Here is an 18,998-nt window from a genome sequence, read left to right on the forward strand (position 1 = left end):
CGCGGTGAATGCCGGCAGCTATACGATCACGGCCGGTGGCCTGAGCTCGGACAACTACGCCATCAGCTATGTCGGCGGGACGCTGAACGTCGATCGCAAGGCGCTGACGGTAACCGCTGCCAATGCGACGAAGACGTATGACGGCGTGGCCTTCACGGGCGGCGCTGGCGTGACCTACGCCGGCTTCGTGGCGGGCGAGGACGCGGGTGACCTGGGTGGAACGCTGAGCTACGGCGGTACGGCGCAGGGCGCGGTGAATGCCGGCAGCTATACGATCACGGCCGGGGGGCTGAGCTCGGGCAACTACGCCATCAGCTATGTCGACGGGACGCTGATCGTCGATCGCAAGGCGCTGACGGTAACCGCTGCCAACGCGATGAAGACCTACGACGGCGTCGCGTTCAACGGCGGCAATGGCGTGACCTACGCCGGCTTCGTGGCGGGTGAGGACGCGGCTGACCTGGGCGGGACGCTGAGCTACGGCGGCACGGCACAGGGCGCGGTGAATGCCGGGAATTACACGATCACGGCCGGGGGGCTGAGCTCGGGCAACTACGCCATCAGTTACGTCGGCGGGACACTGAGCGTCGATCGTAAATCGCTGACGGTGACGGCGTCCGACGCGACGAAGACCTATGACGGCCAGTACTTCACGGGCGGCGCCGGCGTGACCTACACCGGTTTCGTGGCGGGTGAGGACGCGGGTGACCTGGGTGGGACGCTGAGCTATGGCGGCACGGCGCAGGGCGCGGTGAATGCTGGGAGCTACACGATCACGGCCGGGGGCCGGAGCTCGGGCAACTATGCCATCACCTATGTGGCCGGCGCACTCGCGGTGGATCGGGCGTCCCTGACCGTCACGGCCGAGGATGCCGAGAGGTTCGAGAGCGAGGGCGATCCGGTGTTCACGGCGCGTTATGACGGCTTCGTGGCCGGCGAGGGGAGCGAGGTCCTGATGGGCAGCCTCGTGTTCGAGACGGCCGCGGATGCGGGGGCAGCGCCCGGGGCCTATGCCATCCATGCATCCGGCTTGTCGGCCGGCAACTACGACATCGCCTATGTCGACGGTGTGCTGACCATCTTCCCGGACCCGGCGACCGAACTGCCAGACGCCGGTGTGATCGAGACCATCACCCAGAACGACGTGCATCGCCGCTTCCTGGCGCGGCCCCTGACACCGCTCGCCGCCCTGCCGATCGACCTCGGCATGCTCCATATCGAGATACGGGGGCAGCCGCTCTTGATGAATCCCTATTTCAGGTCGCTGCTGCAGTTCGGTGCCGCCGCCGCCGGCAGTCCGATGGTGGGCGATGCCGAGGGCCGGAGGGGCTGGCTGCAATGACCAGGATTTTCAAGGCCCTGTCTCGTCCGGCCGCGGTGGCGTTGCTCGCCTTTGCCGTGATGCTTCCGGCCGCCGCCGGGGCGCAGACCCTGCCGTCCGGTGCGGCGCCCGACCGCATCGAGGATCGCATCCGCCTGCCCCCCGTGGTGACGCCGCCCGCAGAGCCGATCGATATTCCCGAGGTCACGCCCCAGGCGGCGCCGACCGGCGCGGAAGCCGTCACCTTCACCCTGAAGGCCGTCGATCTGGTGGGTAATTCGGCCATCGCCGGCGAGACTCTGCTCCCCTTCTTCGCCCCCTACCTGGACCAGGAAGTGTCCCTGGCGACGCTCTACGAGATCGCGGCGGCGATTACCGCCGCCTATCGGGACGCCGGCTATGTCCTGAGCCAGGCGGTGGTCCCCGCCCAGCGCATCACCGATGGCCGTGTCCGGCTCCAGGTCTTCGAAGGCTATGTCGACAAGGTCACGATCCAGGGTGAGGACCCGTCGGGCCGGATCGCGGCGATGGCGGCGGAGATCGCGGCCTCGCGGCCTCTCAGCAGTACCGTGCTGGAACGCTACCTGTTGCTGCTCCAGGATATCGCCGGTCTGTCGGTCCGGGCCATCCTGACGGCGTCGCCCGACGTCCCCGGGGCCGCCGATCTGACCCTGGTGCCGGCGCGGGACGAGCTGCAGGGCTATGTCTCGATCGACAATCGCGGCACGCCCAGCCTCGGCCCCTATCAGGCGACGACGGCCCTGACGATGAACGACCTTTTCGGCTGGGATGGCCGCGCCACCGTTACCCTGTTCACGGCCCCGATCGACGACGAGCTCCTCTACTTCTTGGGGCGGGTCGAGCAGCCGCTCTGGCACGACGGCATGGTGGTCAGCCTGGCGGCGTCCTACAGCCGGACCCGGCCGGGGGCCGCCCTCGAACCCTTCGACAACGAGGGCGAGGCGAAGTCCTTCGATTTCGGCCTCGATCAGGCCATCATCCGCTCCCGCGGGCTGTCGCTCGCCGCGGGTATCGAATTCAACTGGCGGGACTCGACGGCGGATTTCTTCGCCAGGACGTCGCCTGTGAATCTCTACGACGACCACCTCCGGGTCCTGCGGGCCAATCTCGATCTGAATTTCGTCGACGGCTGGTCGGGCACCGACGATCTTTCCCTGACCCTGTCGCAAGGCCTCGGTGTCGCGGGGGCCAGCGACCGGGGCGATACGAATCTGTCGCGCGCCAACGGCGATCCCCGGTTCACCAGTCTCAAGGGCGAATTCGGACGGGTCCAGCCGCTTGGGGCCGTCTTCGCCCTGTCGTTCCGGGGCGCCTTCCAATTTGCCTTCGATCCCCTGCTGGCCTCGGAGGAAATCGGTTTCGGCGCGACCAGCTTCGGCTCGGCCTTCGAATCCTCGAGCATTTCCGGCGACAGCGGCCTGGGCTTGCGCCTGGAGGCCATCTGGTACTGGACATTGCCCCCCGAAGATGCCGGCGGTCTTCAGGTGCAGGGGCAGAGCTATGGCTTCGCCGACGGCGGCTTGATCTGGCAGCGCGATTCTGGTGCCCGGGAGCGAGGCCACGACAGCCTGAGCTCCGTCGGGCTGGGCTCGCGCCTGCAACTGCAACCGGGACTTTTCGGCGGCTGGGAGCTGGCCTTTCCCGTCGTCAATCCCGCCGACACGCCGAAGCCGGACAGCGGCCGGCTCTTCTTCCAACTGGGAGCATCCTTCTGACATGACATCAATGTTCCGCTCGGCGCGTTTCGGGATTGTCCCGGCCGTCCTGCTGCTCGCCCTCGGCGCCATGCCGGCGGGTGCCGCCGAAACGCCGCCGGACATGGAGACGCAGACCTTCGGCAACTGGACCCTGCGCTGCCTCGCCCAGGGCCAGCCGGAAGTGCCCTGCGACATCGTCCAGGCCGCGAACGACAGAGCCACGGGACGGCAGATCATGCAGACGTCCTTCGCCTATGTGGCGACGGAGAAGAAATACATCGGCCAGATCGTGCTGCCCCTCGGCTTCCTGCTGAAGCCCGGCGTGTTGATCCGGATCGACGGGGGGGCGGATATCGCCGACTGGCCCGTCACCCGATGCGAACCCCAGGGGTGCGTCGTCGAAACCCTGCTCGAGGCGAATGCCCTCGAGCCCTTCCGCCGGCACGACGACGCGACTGTCATCGTGCTCGACCAGCAGGGCAAGCCCCTGGCCTATCCCTTGAGCTTCAAGGGCTTCGCCGCCGCGCTCGATGCCCTGACCGCCAGACTTGCCGCAACCGCCACCAAGACCAAGTGAGGCCATGATGACCGTCACCACCGGAACCAAGACCGCGGAAGTCGAATCCGCCGACGCCCGTCTGCCGCTGTTCTACGAACGGCCCGAGATCCTGGATTCGGGCCGCCATGGCACCATTGCCCTCCAGCCGCTGACCGATTTCGGCTTCGCCCGCAAGACCAATTCCCTGCCGGTCACGGCCGAGGAATTCTTCGAGATGGCGGGCCATTATCCGATCGTCTTCGTGCCCGGCGCCGAGGCGGCGCCGGTCGTCGTCATCGGTCTCGGCGGCGATCACAATCTCTTCGTCGAGGCGGACGGGCGTTGGGCGCAGGGCCATCCCGTTCCGGCCTATGTCCGGCGCTATCCCTTCATTCTGTTCGAGCCCAAGGGCGGCGAACGGTTGCCGCTGTGCGTCGACATGGCGGCCGGCGTGATCGGCGAGAAGGCCGAAGGCGGCGAGGGCGAACCCCTGTTCGACGGTGCAGGGCCGACCGCGGTCGCCAAACATGCGCTCGCCTTCTGCGAAGACTATCAACGCCAGATCGTCGCGACGCGGGCGCTGTCGGCCGCGCTGATGGAGGCGGACCTCCTGGTGGAACGCAAGATCACGATCGCCGCGGGGGCGGGCGGGCGGCACGAAATGGTCGGCCTCCTGATCGTCGACGAGGAAAAATTCAATGCTTTGCCCGACGACACTGTCCTCGCTTGGCGCCGCAACGGCTACCTGGCGGCCGTCTATGCCCATCTCCTGTCGATGCGCCGCTGGCCCGATCTCGCCCTGAGGTTCGAGGGCACGGTCGCCAAGCCGGCGACGACGAACTGACAAGGCTGTTAACAAGCATGAAATAGGGATGCCATTACGGGGGTGGTCGCGGCGCAGACGGTGCCGGGGACAGGGGCACCGCCTCATGCGACGGCGTCGAAGAGCAATTTGCGATGACATCTGGCCCCCGCAACCAAATTCAGCCCACGGGCGAAAGCCCGTGGGCTTTTGCTGTCCCTGACCTCACGCCCGCAAACTCTGGCCGGATGCGGGACAAGCTTCTGAACGAGCCCCTGTTCTTCAGCCTGCGTCACGCCCGCGAGGCGGGTGCCGACTGGATAGAGGATTACAACCCCGAGCCGCCATGGAGCATCAGCGATTGTGGATGAAGCTCGTGATCAGGTCGCCAACCAGTTCGGGGGCTTCGTGGTGAGGGCCATGGCCCATGCGGGGCAGGACGAACAGATGCAGGCTCTCCCAGTCACGGACGAGGGGGTACCAGTTTGGCGTCGGAAAAACGATCTCGTGGTCGCCGGCGATCACCAGGATCGGAATGCCGGCCCGGGCGAGGAAATCGCGATAGCCGGCGGTGTCGGGGAACAGGTCATCGGCGCTGCGATCCTTCAGCAGACGCAGATAGACCTCGGGAGCGATCGGCGGGCTGCGGTCGGCGCCGCGCGCCGCGATGCGAAGATGCGAGGCCGCCGCCGCCGCCCGGCTGCGCGCCGAGAGGGGCTCGAAGAAGAGCACGGTCTCGTCTTCGAGATCGTTCTCGGGCTTCAGCGCGCGCTCGAAGAAGATGGGGTCGGGCGCATGTTCGAGCCGGCCCGGCGGCGTGGTGCCGATGAGGATGAGATGGCTCACGCGCTCGGGCACCAGCGCGGTCACCACCTGGGCGGCCATGCCGCCGAGCGACCAGCCGCCGATGACGAAACGCTCGAGACCGAGGGCATCGGCCAGGTCGATGGCATCGCGCGCCAGGGCTTCCGCGCGATAGCTGGCCTCGCCCGAAGATTGCCCGAGGCCGCTGTAATCGAAGGTGATCACGCGGAAATGCGCGGCGAGACGGTCGAGGAAGGCGGGATCCCAACTGTCCAGCACGCCCCTGAAGCGCAGGCAGAGCAGGAGCGGCATGCCCGTGCCCAGCTCGCGATAGGCGATGCGGCGCCCCCCGATCTGGGCGAAGCGGGTGGCGACGGTGGTCGCCGTGACGGTCGATGCGGTCGTGTCCATGGCGGGCTCCCTCGGGATATCGCGTGCTGCCGGCCCTCACTGTGAGGGCGACCGGGCGAGGCGGAAATTCTCCGATCGCTTGGCGGAGCCATACCAAGGTGTGATCCCGGCAATCCCCGGTCCGATGGCGCGGGCGGGCACCCGCGAGCAATGATTCGGCCCTGCACCGGCGACAGCCCCTCTCCCTGACCGGTGCGATCGCGCCTTGGTTCCGCCCGGACCGCTGCGCGACGGGCGGGCCGGCCAGATCATCCCCCATGGCCGGCTCGCCCGGCCTTTCCGCCGGGGCTGGCTGCCAAACCAAGGTATACTTGCCCGGACATCCTCCCCCTCCCACCATGGCACTTGCGTCGAGGACGGTGGCTGTCGCCGGACGCGCTCCGGAAAGGTTCCGTCATGGCCGTCGTCGTCTCTTTCGCCCGTCCGACCCCGGCCCTGCCCACGGCTGTCGCCGGGCACGCGGGCCGGGACGGACGCTGGTAATGGCGGTGGCGGCGCTGATCGTCGCGATCGTCGACGACGACGACGGGTTGCGCCGGGCCCTGTCGAGCCTGCTGCGCGCGGAGGGCATGGCCGTCCGCGCCTTCGAGAGCGCGGAAGCCTTTCTGGCGGCCTCGGCGATGGAGATGCCGGATGCCGTTCTGACCGACATCCAGATGCCGGGCATGAGTGGCCTCGACCTGCAGGACCGCCTGAGCCGCCTGCATCCAGGCTTGCCGGTATTGGTCATGACGGCCCTGCCGGATCGACCCCTGCGCGAGCGGGCGCTGTCTTCCGGCGCGGTCACGGTCCTCGATAAGCCAATCGACGCCGATCTCCTGCTCGCGCGATTGCAGGGCTTGGCCAACAGGGGGGAAGACTGATGGCACGGATCGCATATCCTCTGGCATCATCCGCCGCATCGGCGCGTTCGCGAGGTGTCGACATGACCGGGACCGAGGCCATCGTCCACATCGTCGACGACGATCCTTCCATGCGCACGGCGGTCGCCGCGTTGCTGCGCTCGGTCGGGATGCGCTCGGCGACCTATGAATCCTGTCTCGATTTTCTCGCCGCGGCGCCATCCGACGTCGCCGGCTGCCTGCTGCTCGACGTGCGGCTGCCCGGGCTGTCCGGGCTCGACTTCCAGGCGCGGATGCGCGAACTCGGTGTCGAGTTGCCGGTGATCATGATCACCGCGCATGGCGACGTGCCGATGACCGTGCGCGCCATGAAGGCGGGCGCGGTGGATTTCCTGCCCAAGCCCTTCCGCGATCAGGACCTGCTCGACGCGGTCAATGCCGCGATTGCCCAGGATGTCCGGCGCCGCGCCGCGGGGGACCAGATCCGGGCCCTGCGCGCCCTGCACGAGAGCCTGTCCCTGCGCGAGCGGCAGGTGATGGCGCTGGTCACGGCCGGCCTGCTCAACAAGCAGGCGGCCCATGAACTCGGCCTCAGCGAGATCACGGTGAAGATCTATCGCGCCGGCGCCATGAAGAAGATGGGCGCGCGCACCCTGGCGGAACTGGTGCGCATGGCGGAGCGTCTCAATTCAGGGGATGGCCGGCCCTGACCTCCGCGGTGACGGCGCCGGACAGCGGGGGCAGGCTTACGGTGAAACGCGCGCCCTCGGCGTGATTTTCCGCGCTGATGCTGCCGCCATGGGCCTGGACGATCGACCGGCAGATCGAAAGCCCAATGCCCATGCCTTCGGGTTTCGTCGTGAAGAAGCCATTGAACAGAAGGTCCAGATTCTCGTCGGCGATGCCCGAGCCGGTATCGGCGACGCTGATGCGGATCTCGCCGTCGCGCCCTCCGCGGGTCGAGACCGTCAGGCGCTTCGGCTTCGGACCGTTGCCGGCCATGGCATGGATGGCGTTGAGCGCCAGGTTGACGATCACCTGTTGCACCTGGACCCGGTCGCCGGTGAAGTCCGGAATATCCTCGCCGAGGTCGAGCGCGAGGTCGACCGCCTTCGACTGGCATTCGTGGCGCACGATCAGCAGCGAATCCTCGACGACGTCGTTGATCGCCAGCGGCGACAGCACGGGATCGCGTTTCAGGGCCATGCCGCGGATGCGCGCGATGATGTCGCTGGCGCGCTGGGCGTCGTCGACCATCTGGCGGGCCAGGGTGGCGACCTCGGTCAGGTCGGGCTCGCGCCGGTTCAGCCAGCGCAGGCTGGCCTGGCCGAGCGCGGAAATGGCCGCCAGGGGCTGGTTCACCTCATGGGCGATCGAGGCGGTCAATTCCCCCAGGGTGGAGATGCGGGCCGCGTGCGAGAAATCGGCCTGGGCCTGACGCAGCCTTTCCTCGGCGCGCTTGCGGTCGTCGATGTCGACGGTGGCGATCACCGTGACGCCCAACTCCTGCAGTGCCGGCGGGTAGGAGATGGAAAAGGCGACGTCGATCTCCTGACCGGCGAGGGTCATCATGCGCGTCTCCTCGAAATGGCCGCCGCGTCCGGCCCAGCGCGCCTCCAGCGACCGGCGGAACGGGCCCGGGTTGCGATGCCAGTAGCGATAGGCGGTGGTGCCCGCGAACTGGTCGGCATCGCGCCCCCCGCACAGGCGCACGGTCGCGGCATTGACCTCGCGCACCGTGACCGATTCCATGCAGTGGCGCAGGAATTCCGGGTGCTCGTCGAGGTAGGCGGAAAGATCGGCGATGCCGGCCCGCTTCAATCCGGCCAGCAGCCCGACGAGACGCGACGTGTCGCATTGCCAGAGCGCGACGGGCATGTGCCGGAACAGGTCGCCATAGCGCCGCTCGCTCTGGCCAAGGGCGCGGTCGGCCTTCTTGCGCTCGCTGATGTCGACGAAACCGACGACATTGATGCCCCGGTCCATCAATTCCGCCGGGAAGGACATGGTGTAGATGACGTCGACGACATTGCCGGCCCAGGTATCGACCTGCGTCTCCTCGGTGTAGGACGGTCGGCCGGTCAGGCGCGCGATCAGCGAGCGGCGGATGGTATCCGGGCGCTGCTTCCAGCCCCAGGCGATCGGTCCCTTCATGGCCTCGACCGACGGGCATTCGAACAGGCGCAGGGCCTCGGCGTTGGCGCCCTCGATCCGGGGCAATTGCAGCGCCTCGTCGATGAAGGCCGGATGGTCGCGGATATAGGCCGGCAGATCGTCGATCCCTTCGGCGCGCAGGGCCGCCAGCCGGGCGAAGAGCGGCTTCATGTCGAGCTGGAACAGGGCGACCGGCATGTGATGGAAGAGATCGCGATAGCGATGTTCGCTCAGCGCCAGCTCGCGGTAGGCGCGCTTGTGGTCGCCGATGTCGAGCAGGCTGATCAGCACATTCTCGCCGCGCGGCCGGGCCGGCGTGGTCCAGGTGGTGAATTTCACGTCGATCAGGCCGCCGCGCGCGGTCGACAGGCGCAATTCGACCGCGTCGAAGCGACGGTGGTGGAAACGGCTGACGAAGGCGCGGCGGAAGGCCCATTCACTCTCCGCCGGCACGAAGGGCCCGGCCGAGCCGAGCACGGCCTGGCGTGACGGCGCCTCGAGCAGCTCCGACGCCTTCTCGTTGGCGTCGACGAGGCGGATCGCCTCGATGCCCCGGCGCACCAGCGCGGGCTCGGCATCGAAATGACGATCGAGATCGGTCACCCCTGCCGCCCGCAGGTCTTCGAGCAGGTCGTCGACCGCTTCCATGTCGGCCTCGAGATAGCCGACGGCCATGGCCTCGAACAGACGGCGGTAACGCTCCTCGGTGCGTTTGCGCTCGGCCTCGGCCTTGCGCCTCTCGGTCAGGTCGATGACGCCGACCAGCACCGTGCCCTTGGCCTTGTGCCCACTCGGCCAGCAGACGGTGAAGAGGGCGTCGATGCGCCGTCCGTCATAGGCGGTGACCACGGTTTCGGTGCTGTAGCGGTCTTCGCGGCGGGCGGCGGCGATCAGGGATTCGGCGAAGACATGGCGGCTGTCGGCGGGCCAGGCCCAGCTCATGGGGCCGGACAGGATCACCTCGCGCGGGGCGCCGAACATCTCGGCGGTGGTTTCGTTCACGTCGATCACAGCAACCGACTCGATCGCCGCGTCGATGAAGTCGGGGTGGCTGCGCAGGTAACCGGGTACGTCCTTGACGCCGGCGGCGACCAGTTCGCCAATTGCCTTCCGCACGCGCGAGAAATCGAGTTCCCAGAAGGAAGCCGCCATGGCGTGGAAGATGTTTCGATAGCGGTGGGCCTCGATCTCGGAGGCGCTGGCGTCCTCGGTGTCGCGGGTCCATTCGGCGATGCCAACGGCCTTGCCCTCGGCATCGCGGCGCAAGGCTGCCCGGATCGACAGGCGGCATTCCCGCCCGTCTGCCCTCGTGCGGTAGATCTCGCCCTCGAAAGCGCCCTGGGCCAGGACCATGTCGCGCAGCGCCTCGAGACCGAAGGGGTGGCGCGAGAGCAGCAGCCGGTCGATGTCCTCGCCGACCGCGACCGCCGCCGGCCAGCCGTAGAGCCGGGCCGCGCCGGTGTTCCAGCTTCCGATGCGACCGTCGAGGCCGCGCAGGACGACGGCGTCGGGCACCAGTTCGGCAAGGGCAAGGATGCTGTCGAGGCTCACCGCTGCCGCTCCTGTTCGGGAAGGATACTTTCGTATAGGGCGGACAACCCTATCGCCATATTCAGCATCGGGCATCGCCCCCGCATTGTCGAAGGCCTACCGAGACCTTCGACGGGGAGACGATCACGATGCCCGACAGCACGCCTTCGACCGAGGAAATCTTCATCCCCGAAACCGCGCCCCGGATCTTCGCCCGGGTCTGGCGCCCGGCGGCGGCGCGCGCCGTGATCGCCATCTGCCACGGCGTCAATTCGCACAGCGGCCAGTATCTCTGGGCGGCGGAGCGCATGGCCCGCCTCGGCTTCGCCGTCTACGCCCTCGACCTGCGGGGACGCGGCCGCTCGGACGGGGAGCGCTTCTTCGTCGAGCGTATCGACGACTATGTGGCCGATCTCTCGGCACTGATCGCCTTCGCCAAGGCGCGCGAGCCGGGCCTGCCCGTCTATCTGCTGGGCCATTCGGCGGGCGGGGTCGTTGCCTGCAGCTATGCGCTCGACCATCAGGTCGAACTCGCCGGCCTGATCTGCGAGAGTTTCGCCTTCCAGGTGCCCGCGCCCGCCTTCGCCCTCGGCCTGATCAAAGGGATCAGTCACATTGCCCCCCGGGTGCCCGTCCTGCGCCTTCGGAACGAAGATTTTTCGCGAGATCCGGCCGTCGTCAAGTCATTGAACGCGGATCCCCTCATCGCGGGTGAAAGACAGCCGGCGGCGACCGTCGCCGCGCTCGTCCGGGCCGACGAGCGTCTGCGCCGGGATTTCCCGCTCGTCCGCCTGCCGGTGCTGATCCTCCATGGCACCGCCGACAAGGCGACCGTGCCCGCGGGCAGCCGCTTCTTCCACGAGACTGCGGGGGCGGCGGACAAGACGCTGAAGCTCTACGACGGTCATTTCCACGACCTGCTGGCCGACCGGGGGCGGGACGAGGTTCTGGCCGACATCCTGGCCTGGATCGAGGCCCGGCTGCCGCGCCTCAAGGCGGCCTGATCCCTGACGAGACCGGAAGGACCGACCCCATGACCAAACCCCATCTCACCCACGCGAATGGCGCCCCCGTCGCCGACAACCTGAACATCGAAACCGCCGGATCGCGCGGGCCGGCGCTGCTCCAGGACATCTGGCTGCTCGAGAAGCTGGCACATTTCGACCGCGAGGTGATCCCCGAGCGCCGGATGCACGCCAAGGGCTCGGGCGCCTACGGCAGTTTCACCGTGACCGCCGACATCAGCCGCTACACGAAGGCCAGGGTCTTCGACGGCATCGGCCGCAAGACCCCGGTCTTCGTCCGCTTCTCGACCGTCGCCGGCGAGCGCGGCGCGGCCGATGCCGAGCGCGACATCCGTGGCTTCGCGGTGAAATTCTATACCGAAGAGGGCAATTGGGACCTGGTGGGTAACAACACGCCGGTCTTCTTCTTCCGCGACCCCTTGCGCTTTCCCGATCTCAACCACGCGGTGAAGCGCGATCCCCGCACCGGGATGCGCAGTGCCGCCAACAATTGGGACTTCTGGACCCTGCTGCCCGAGGCGCTGCATCAGGTCACCATCGTCATGAGCGAGCGGGGCATCCCGAAATCCTATCGCGCCATGCATGGTTTCGGCTCCCACACCTTCAGCCTGATCAACGCGGCGGGGGAACGGGTCTGGGTGAAGTTCCACCTGCGCTGCCGCCAGGCGATCGAGAATTTGTCGGATGACGAGGCCGCCGCACTGATCGGCCAGGACCGCGAGAGCCATCAGCGCGATCTCTTCGAGGCGATCGAGCGCGGGGAACGCCCGGCCTGGACCCTGTGCCTCCAGGTGATGACCGAGGAACAGGCGCGCGGTCACCGGCACAATCCCTTCGACCTGACCAAGGTCTGGCCGAAGCGCGACTATCCGCTGATCGAAGTGGGCGTGCTCGAACTCGACCGTAACCCCGACAATGTCTTCGCCGAGGTCGAGCAGGCGGCCTTCAGCCCGGCCAATATCGTGCCCGGCATCGGTTTCTCGCCCGACCGCATGTTGCAGGCCCGGCTGTTCTCCTATGGCGATGCCCAGCGTTACCGGCTGGGGGTCAATTTCAACGCGATCCCGGTCAATGCGCCGCGCTGTCCCGTCCATGCCTATCACCGCGACGGCGCAATGCGGACTGACGGCAATCTGGGCGCGACGCCGCACTACTATCCGAATTCCCGCGGCGAATGGGACGTCGCCCCCGGCGCCGGCGTACCGCCCCTGCCGCTCGACGGGGTCGCGGGCCATTGGGACCACCGGCTGGACGATGACCACTACGAACAGCCGGGCGCCCTGTTCGAGCTGATGACGGTGTCCGAGCGCAAGTCCCTGTTCTGGAACACGGCCCGTAGCATCGCCGACGCCGACCTCGCGACCAAGCGGCGCCACATCGCCAACTGCGCCAAGGCGCATCCCGCCTATGGCGCCGGGGTCGCCGCCGCTCTCGGTCTGTCGGTCGAACAGGCCGCGGAATAGGGGCCTGAAACGCGACGCCCCGCCCCGGGGGACCGGGGCGGGGCGTTTCGGCGTCCGGCGGTCAGAGCGCGTCCAGCAGGGCCCTGGTGGTCAGGATGGCATGGGCGAAGGTCGGGCCGTTGATCTCGTGCGCGCATTGCAGGGCGAGGGGGCTCGCCGCCGCCGTGGCGTCGCGCACCAGGGTCACATGGTAGCCGAGTTCGGCGGCGAAACGGCCGGTCGCCTCGATGCAGGTATTGGCGATCAGGCCGATCAGGATGACATGGGTCACCTTGTGCTGCTTCAGCAGCATGTCGAGGTCGGTATTGGCGAAGCCGCTGGCCCCCCAATGTTCCTTGACCACGGTATCGCCGGGCCGCGGGGCGAAATCGGGAAACCATTCGGCGCCCCAGCTTCCCTTGGCGAAGACCTGATGCCGCGCCGCGCCGAGCTGATAGGGCGAGGGATGATCCCAGTTCTCGAGGTCGCCCGGCACCCATTGGCGGTGGGGCACGATGAAGACCGGCAGGCCGGCCGCCCGGGCGGCGGCGAGGACAGCGCGGAGATTGTCGTGCAGCTGCTGGGCCTCGGCGACCTCCTTGACCAGTGGCCAGAGCTTGCCGCCTTCCGCGAGGAAGTCGTTGTAGGGGTCGACGAAAAGCAGGGCGCTGCGCGCCGGTTCGTAGCTCGGGGTGTCGGATCGGGACATGGAGGCGCTCTCCTGGAGGGGTGACGAAGGGGCTTCGCCGCCGGCCATTGTCCGATCGCTGTGGGTTACGCCGCAGTCCTACACTCGTGTCACCGCGCCATACTTAGGTTTGCTCCGAACGCTCCCCCGTCTGATTGAGCGCGGGGGGCGTCGGCGGCGATCCTTGCTCGTCGCCGGATGAGCCGGTGACAGGCGAGTGCCGATGGCTCGGCGCCGCCGGACGAGCCGCTCATGCCTGACGGAACCGCGCCATGACCGATACAGCCGAAGCCCATATCACGCGGCGCACCGCCCTCGTCGGCGGTCTGTTTGCCGGGGCGGTCGCCGCCGGCCTGCCCACGCCGCTTTTCGCCAGCACCCAGAAGGAAGGGGACAGCAAGATGCCCAAGATCACCACCAAGGATGGCACCGAGATCTTCTACAAGGACTGGGGTCCGAAAAGCGCGACGCCCGTCGTGTTCCATCACGGCTGGCCGCTCAGTGCGGACGACTGGGACAACCAGATGATGTTCTTCCTGCTGCAGGGCTATCGCGTGATCGCCCATGACCGGCGCGGCCACGGTCGTTCGACCCAGACCTTCGCCGGCAACGAGATGGACACCTATGCCGCCGACGTCGCGGCGCTGACCGATCACCTGGATCTGAAGGGCGCGATCCATGTCGGCCATTCGACCGGCGGGGGCGAGGTCGCCCATTACGTCGCCCGCGCCAAGCCCGGCCGGGTCGCCAAGGCGGTGTTGATCGGCGCGGTGCCGCCGATCATGGTCAAGTCCGAGAAGAACCCGGGCGGCCTGCCGATCGAAGTCTTCGACGGTTTCCGCGCCGCCCTCGTCGCCAATCGGGCGCAGTTCTTCCTCGATGTGCCGGCGGGGCCCTTCTACGGTTACAACCGCCCGGGGGCCAAGGTCAGCCAGGGCGTGATCGAGAACTGGTGGCGGCAGGGCATGATGGGCGGCGCCAAGGCCCATTACGACTGCATCAAGGCCTTCTCGGAAACCGATTTCACCGAGGACCTGAAGGCGATCGAGGTGCCGACACTGGTCATGCATGGCGATGACGACCAGATCGTGCCCTATGCCGATTCGGCGCCGCTCTCGGTCAAGCTGCTGAAGAAGGGCACGCTGAAGACCTATGCCGGCCTGCCGCATGGTCTGTGCACGACCCATCCCGAGGTGGTCAACCCCGACCTGCTCGCCTTCTTCAAGAGCTGAGGCCCGGTCTGTCGCCGGCCGTCCGTGCTCGGGTACGGCCGGCCGGCGGTGGCGCCGACACGACAGAATTCCCGCCTGCCGCCGACCAGGGGAGCCTTGCCATGATGGAACCAAGCGATGCGGGGGCCGGCGCGCTGCCCGAACTCTTCACCTCGATCGCCACGGCCGAGATCGACGTCGCCTTCGACAGGATTGACCTGACGGACTGGGTCTTCGGCCTGTCATCCGCCGAATATGAAATGTGTTCGGCCGACCATATCGCCTGCGCCTCGACCACGGCGCCGGACGGCCGGCGCCTGTCGATCAATGTCGAGGCGATCGGCGGTGACGTCCTGATCCAGCGCTATGTCGAGGACGTCTCCTCGCCGTCGCTTTGCCGCCTGCGATCCACGTCGGATCTCCTGCACCGGCTGGGGCCGGCGACGATCGGCATCGTCTGGGAATTCTCCGTCGAAGCCCTGGCCGGTAACCGCTGCCGTTTCACGAACAGGATCGTCGGCAGCGCGACGCCCGAACTGCTCGACCTGTTCGAGCGGAACGCGGTGCCGCTGTCGGCGGCGGCGGCGCAGATGCAGTCGCTGACCGATGTCCACAACGCCGGCGAGACGCCATGGTTCGCTCGGAACATCGCGGCGAAGGCGCGGGGCGCTGCCGGCGAGGGGCGGCCGGTTCCACCCCTCGATCTCGACGCGCCCCTGATCGGCGTTTCGCGCTGTACGGCACCTGTCGACGTCGCGATCGACGACATCGACCTTTCGGCCTGGCTGTTCTCGCTGACCGACGCGGACTATCGGGCATGTTCGGTCGCGCATATCGCCGCCGGGGGAAACGTCATGGCCGACGGCCGGCGGTTCTCGCTGAATGTCGAGCGGCCGCGGTCGCTGCTGGTCCAGAAGTACCAGGAGGTCGAAAGCGGCCGGACCCTCTGCCGTGTCGTTTCTCCGCGCTCGGACATGTTCACGCCCCAGGGAAGAAGCAGCCTCCACGTCACCTGGGAACTGCGGCTGGCGCCGACAGGCCCGGATAGCTGCGCCCTGACCAACCTCGTCGAATTGCGCAGCACCCCGGAATTCGAGGCGGGGCTGGCCGCGGCCGGCCTTTCGATGGAGACGGTGAAACCGCCCCTTCTCGCCGCCCTGTCGGCCCATAACGCAGAAGAAACCCCGAACTTCGCGGCCGACCTCTCGATGAAGGTCCGCCCGCAATGTCGCGGGTCGTCGTGAAACATGTAAATCGACAGGCGTTCAGGCCGCCGCCTCGAACCGCAACTTGACATGAAATCCAGCCCCGTGACCTGACGCCCGCGCGCTCATCCAGGGGGAGGCGGAGACCGGCGGTTACAGCCACGCATGGCAGGAACGGAATGCCGCTTCCCTTGCTTGCGCAGGCCGGCGGCGTAGGCTGCCGGTGTCTCCTGGCCGAGCGACGAATACGGCCGCTCGGTGCTGTAAACAAGGGCTCGTCCAGAAGCTCGTCCCGCCTCCGGCCGTTAGAGCTTTGGCGTTCCAGCGCGCCGGGCACGGCATGACACCCGCAGGATCCCCGCCCGGTCGACGCGCAGGTCAAGCGGCAACCGGATCATAGCTCGAGATAACGTCGCCAGATCGACTTGCCCAGACGGTCGTAACCGTCCATCGCCGCGATGAGGGGCGAGAGCGTGTCCTGTGCACGGAGCGCCGCGGGCAACAGCGGATCGCGGATGATGGCGCGCACGGCCTCGCGCCCGACCAGCAGTGTTTCGGCCGCGGCCTCGACCAGCGGCAGGTTGGGCACGCGGCCGGCGCTCGACACCAGTCGCGCCGTCAGTCCGGATTGGGCTGTCTGCAATTCCGCCACGGGCCAGAGGGTCGTGAAACGGGCCTGCCGCGCATCGTCGAGGGCCATGGCCTCAACCACCAGCAGGCTGGGCGCGCTGCCAAGCACGGTGAGCCTCTGGCGCATGGCCGCCGCGCCGCCTTCCAGATTGTCCGGCCGGGTCCAGATATTGGTTTCGGCCTCGGCGAAACCTTCGAGTTCCAGGGCCTGCATGGTGTGGCGCCAGGTCGTGCGATTGGCGCGTTCGGCGGGGCCGGCGAAGGCAAGCAGCCAGCCCCCGCCCCAGGGCCGGCAACGCCGCTGCACGTCGCGCCAGCCCATGACCCGGTGTTGCAGGGGCGCCGCGCCGGCACCGATCGTGTAACGTCCACGGTCCACGGCGCGCACGCGCCCCTCCTGGCACAGGCGGGTAAGGGCGGTGCGGATCCCGGTTGCCTCCAGCCCCAGGGCGGTGCCGGCGCGGATCAGGTCCCGCGTCGAGAAATCGGGCGGCTCGCCCGTATCCAGCAGATCGAGGATCAGGGTTCGCGCGCTGATGGCGGCGCGACCTTCCGTCAGATATTCGTTGCTAATCGTGTCCATCTTAGACAAAGTCTGTAACAAATAAATGAGGGGGAGGGAACATGCAGCCTTTGAGCGGCATAAGGGTCGTCGATCTTACCAGCGTGGTCGCGGGGCCTCTAGCAACCAAGCTCATGGCCGAACAGGGCGCCGAGGTCTGGAAGATCGAACCGGTGGAAGGCGACCGATCCCGCATGGTCGGTTTCGCTCCGGTCGCGGGCTTCAGCTCGACCCACCTCGTCGTCAACGCGGGCAAGCAGTCGGTGGCGCTGGATCTGACGCGCGAGGAAGGGCGGGCATTGCTGCGCCCGTTGATCGCCCGAGCCGACATTCTGATTCATAATTTCCGGCCTGGCGTGATGGACCGGATGGGGCTCCCGGTCGAAACGCTCTGGTCGATCAAGCCCGACCTCGTCATCGTTCGGGTCGCCGGCTTCGGCCAGCAGGGCCCGATGAGTGGCGACAGGGCCTATGATCCGGTCGTCCAGGCGGAATCGGGCATGGTGAGCTGGACCGGCGAGGGTCCGGTTCTGGCGCCACAGTGGATCTGCGACAAGGTCTCGGGCCTTTACGCGGCGCAGGCCGCGATGGCGGCCCTCGTCGCGCGCGAACGGACCGGCAAGGGCAGCGTGGTCGACATCTCGATGCTCGAAGCCGCGGTCGCTTTCGGCTGGATGGACATTCATGGCGCGGAAGTGGTGGTCGATCGGTCCGAGCCGGTGGCCGATGTCGCCATGGTCTATCGGCCCTGGGCGACCGCGGACGGCTGGATTGTCGTCGTCATGCTGTCGCAGGAAGAGTTCGCCGGCTGGTCCCGGGCCATCGGCATGCCGGACCTGCTGTCCGATCCCCGGTTCGAGACCATGCGGCTGCGCTTCCTGAACTGGGCTGAATTGCGTGACCGCTGCAGCGCGGCGGTCGCGGCGCTCACGACCGACGAGGCCCTGTCCCGGCTCGGGCGGGAAGGGGTTCCGTGCGGACGGGCCAATCGCTCCACCACGCTGCCCGATCACGCCCAGTTGCGGCATGACGATTTCCTGCCGGTGACGGTTCATCCCGAGGCCGGGCGCATCCGCCGGGCGAGGCCGGTCGCGCGCTTCGACGGTATGCGCGGGCAGGAAGACCTGTTCGCGCCAGCCATCGGCGAGCATACGCGGGCCGTGCTCGCGGCGGCCGGGGTCCCGCCGCAGGAGATAGAGGCCTCCCTCGCCTCCGGGGCCGCCCTTGCCAAAGGAGAGATCGGCAAATGACATACGAAACCTTGCTCTACAGTGTCGAGAACCGCACGGCGACCATCACCCTGAACCGCCCCGATCGGTTCAACGCGATCGCCGGCCTGATGCCGAGGGAAATCCGCGCGGCGGTCGAGCGGGCGGAAGCGGATCACGATGTCCATGTCATCGTGCTGCGCGGGGCCGGCCAGGGCTTTTGTGGCGGCTACGATCTGAAGCATTATGCCGAACGCACGGGCGAAATCAGCGGGTCGCAGGACATGCCCTGGGACCCGACCCTCGATTTCCGCATGATGTGGCGCAATACCCAGGACTTCATGGCACTATGGCGGTCGAGCAAGCCGACCATCGCCCGCGTCCACGGCGCCGCGGTCGCGGGCGGATCGGACATCGCGCTTTGCTGTGATTTCCTGATCATGGCCGAGGATGCCCGCATCGGCTATCCGCCCGCCAGGGTCTGGGGCGTGCCGACGCCCGCGATGTGGGTCTATCGCCTGGGGCCGCAGATGGCGAAGCGCATGATGATGACCGGTGACCTGATCGACGGCCCGGAGGCCGTGCGCATCGGCCTCGCGCTCGAGACGGTGCCGGAAGCGGACCTCGATGCCGCGGTGGAGCGCCTGGCGGGCAGGCTTCGCGGCGTGCCGAAGAACCAGCTGATGATGACCAAGATGGTGGTGAACCAGGCTTACGAAAACATGGGCCTGAACAATACCCAGATGTTCGCTACCTTCTTCGACGGTGTGTCGCGTCATTCGCCCGAAGGAATCTGGTTCCGCGAGCGCGCGCAGGAGGTCGGCTTCAAGCAGGCGGTCGCGGAGCGGGACAGCGGCGATCCCATCGCCAGCCAGGCATCCAAGCGCCTCGCCGATGCCGATTGAGG

General features: G+C 67.7%; 17 protein-coding genes. 13 read left to right on the forward strand and 4 right to left on the reverse strand.

The annotated features are described in order from the left end of the window. The 5 genes from DKG74_RS21725 to DKG74_RS21730 all read left to right on the forward strand — a co-directional run. On the forward strand, window positions 1-1,342 hold a 1,342-nt coding region (locus DKG74_RS21725; RefSeq protein WP_279340862.1), incomplete at its 5' end, for an MBG domain-containing protein. Then, on the forward strand, window positions 1,339-3,057 hold the full coding sequence (locus DKG74_RS08390) for a ShlB/FhaC/HecB family hemolysin secretion/activation protein (protein ID WP_109904662.1): 1,719 nt from the start codon (window positions 1,339-1,341) through the stop codon (window positions 3,055-3,057). The genes DKG74_RS21725 and DKG74_RS08390, both read left to right, overlap by 4 nt. 1 nt (window position 3,058) lies before the next feature. Next, window positions 3,059-3,616 carry an invasion associated locus B family protein gene (locus tag DKG74_RS08395; RefSeq protein ID WP_109904664.1) on the forward strand — a complete coding sequence of 186 codons (558 nt, stop codon included), beginning with the start codon at window positions 3,059-3,061 and terminating at the stop codon, window positions 3,614-3,616. Window positions 3,617-3,620: 4 nt separating this feature from the next. Then, window positions 3,621-4,421 carry a SapC family protein gene (locus DKG74_RS08400; RefSeq protein WP_109904666.1) on the forward strand — a complete coding sequence of 267 codons (801 nt, stop codon included), beginning with the start codon at window positions 3,621-3,623 and terminating at the stop codon, window positions 4,419-4,421. A gap of 206 nt (window positions 4,422-4,627) precedes the next feature. Then, window positions 4,628-4,750: an integrase core domain-containing protein gene (locus DKG74_RS21730; protein ID WP_165837596.1), complete on the forward strand. Its 123-nt coding sequence runs from the start codon at window positions 4,628-4,630 to the stop codon at window positions 4,748-4,750. Here the strand turns inward: DKG74_RS21730 and DKG74_RS08410 are convergent. Next, the gene (locus DKG74_RS08410; RefSeq protein WP_109904670.1) at window positions 4,734-5,594 is read right to left on the reverse strand and encodes an alpha/beta fold hydrolase; all 861 of its coding nucleotides are present in this window, start codon (window positions 5,592-5,594) and stop codon (window positions 4,734-4,736) included. The genes DKG74_RS21730 and DKG74_RS08410 overlap by 17 nt on opposite strands. 482 nt (window positions 5,595-6,076) lie before the next feature. Between DKG74_RS08410 and DKG74_RS08415 the strand changes: the two genes are divergently transcribed. Together DKG74_RS08415 and DKG74_RS08420 are read left to right on the forward strand one after the other, a co-directional pair. Next, window positions 6,077-6,457, forward strand: a complete 381-nt coding sequence (locus tag DKG74_RS08415) for a response regulator transcription factor (protein WP_109904672.1) — start codon at window positions 6,077-6,079, stop codon at window positions 6,455-6,457. A gap of 62 nt (window positions 6,458-6,519) precedes the next feature. Next, window positions 6,520-7,146 carry a response regulator transcription factor gene (locus DKG74_RS08420; RefSeq protein ID WP_109904674.1) on the forward strand — a complete coding sequence of 209 codons (627 nt, stop codon included), beginning with the start codon at window positions 6,520-6,522 and terminating at the stop codon, window positions 7,144-7,146. Here the strand turns inward: DKG74_RS08420 and DKG74_RS08425 are convergent. Beyond that, window positions 7,121-10,141 (reverse strand): PAS domain S-box protein, encoded by a 3,021-nt coding sequence (locus DKG74_RS08425; protein WP_165837597.1) that lies wholly within the window; start codon window positions 10,139-10,141, stop codon window positions 7,121-7,123. The genes DKG74_RS08420 and DKG74_RS08425 overlap by 26 nt on opposite strands. Before the next feature lie 128 nt (window positions 10,142-10,269). Between DKG74_RS08425 and DKG74_RS08430 the strand changes: the two genes are divergently transcribed. Both DKG74_RS08430 and DKG74_RS08435 read left to right on the forward strand, forming a co-directional pair. After that, complete coding sequence (locus tag DKG74_RS08430) at window positions 10,270-11,124, forward strand: alpha/beta hydrolase (protein WP_109904678.1); 855 nt, start codon at window positions 10,270-10,272, stop codon at window positions 11,122-11,124. 29 nt (window positions 11,125-11,153) lie between these two features. Continuing rightward, window positions 11,154-12,608, forward strand: coding sequence for a catalase (locus DKG74_RS08435; protein ID WP_109904680.1), 1,455 nt, complete (start codon window positions 11,154-11,156; stop codon window positions 12,606-12,608). Between the two features lie 61 nt (window positions 12,609-12,669). Here DKG74_RS08435 and DKG74_RS08440 read toward each other — a convergent pair whose 3' ends face one another. Continuing rightward, entirely contained in the window at window positions 12,670-13,296 is a 627-nt protein-coding gene (locus DKG74_RS08440; protein ID WP_109905180.1) for a cysteine hydrolase family protein, read from the reverse strand. 380 nt (window positions 13,297-13,676) lie between these two features. On the opposite strand from DKG74_RS08440, the gene DKG74_RS08445 reads away from it, so the two are divergent. Both DKG74_RS08445 and DKG74_RS08450 read left to right on the forward strand, forming a co-directional pair. After that, window positions 13,677-14,507: an alpha/beta fold hydrolase gene (locus tag DKG74_RS08445; RefSeq protein ID WP_109905182.1), complete on the forward strand. Its 831-nt coding sequence runs from the start codon at window positions 13,677-13,679 to the stop codon at window positions 14,505-14,507. A gap of 101 nt (window positions 14,508-14,608) precedes the next feature. Continuing rightward, entirely contained in the window at window positions 14,609-15,730 is a 1,122-nt protein-coding gene (locus DKG74_RS08450; protein ID WP_109904682.1) for a hypothetical protein, read from the forward strand. 355 nt (window positions 15,731-16,085) lie between these two features. Here the strand turns inward: DKG74_RS08450 and DKG74_RS08455 are convergent, their stop codons facing one another. Beyond that, window positions 16,086-16,904 carry a hypothetical protein gene (locus DKG74_RS08455; protein WP_109904684.1) on the reverse strand — a complete coding sequence of 273 codons (819 nt, stop codon included), beginning with the start codon at window positions 16,902-16,904 and terminating at the stop codon, window positions 16,086-16,088. Between the two features lie 41 nt (window positions 16,905-16,945). Between DKG74_RS08455 and DKG74_RS08460 the strand changes: the two genes are divergently transcribed. Continuing rightward, window positions 16,946-18,133: a CaiB/BaiF CoA transferase family protein gene (locus DKG74_RS08460; protein WP_109904686.1), complete on the forward strand. Its 1,188-nt coding sequence runs from the start codon at window positions 16,946-16,948 to the stop codon at window positions 18,131-18,133. Further along, window positions 18,130-18,996, forward strand: a complete 867-nt coding sequence (locus tag DKG74_RS08465; RefSeq protein WP_109904688.1) for a crotonase/enoyl-CoA hydratase family protein — start codon at window positions 18,130-18,132, stop codon at window positions 18,994-18,996. The genes DKG74_RS08460 and DKG74_RS08465 overlap by 4 nt, the downstream gene beginning before the upstream one ends. The last annotated feature ends 2 nt before the right edge of the window (window positions 18,997-18,998 follow it).

This window comes from Zavarzinia aquatilis (assembly GCF_003173035.1).
Taxonomy (GTDB): domain Bacteria; phylum Pseudomonadota; class Alphaproteobacteria; order Zavarziniales; family Zavarziniaceae; genus Zavarzinia; species Zavarzinia aquatilis.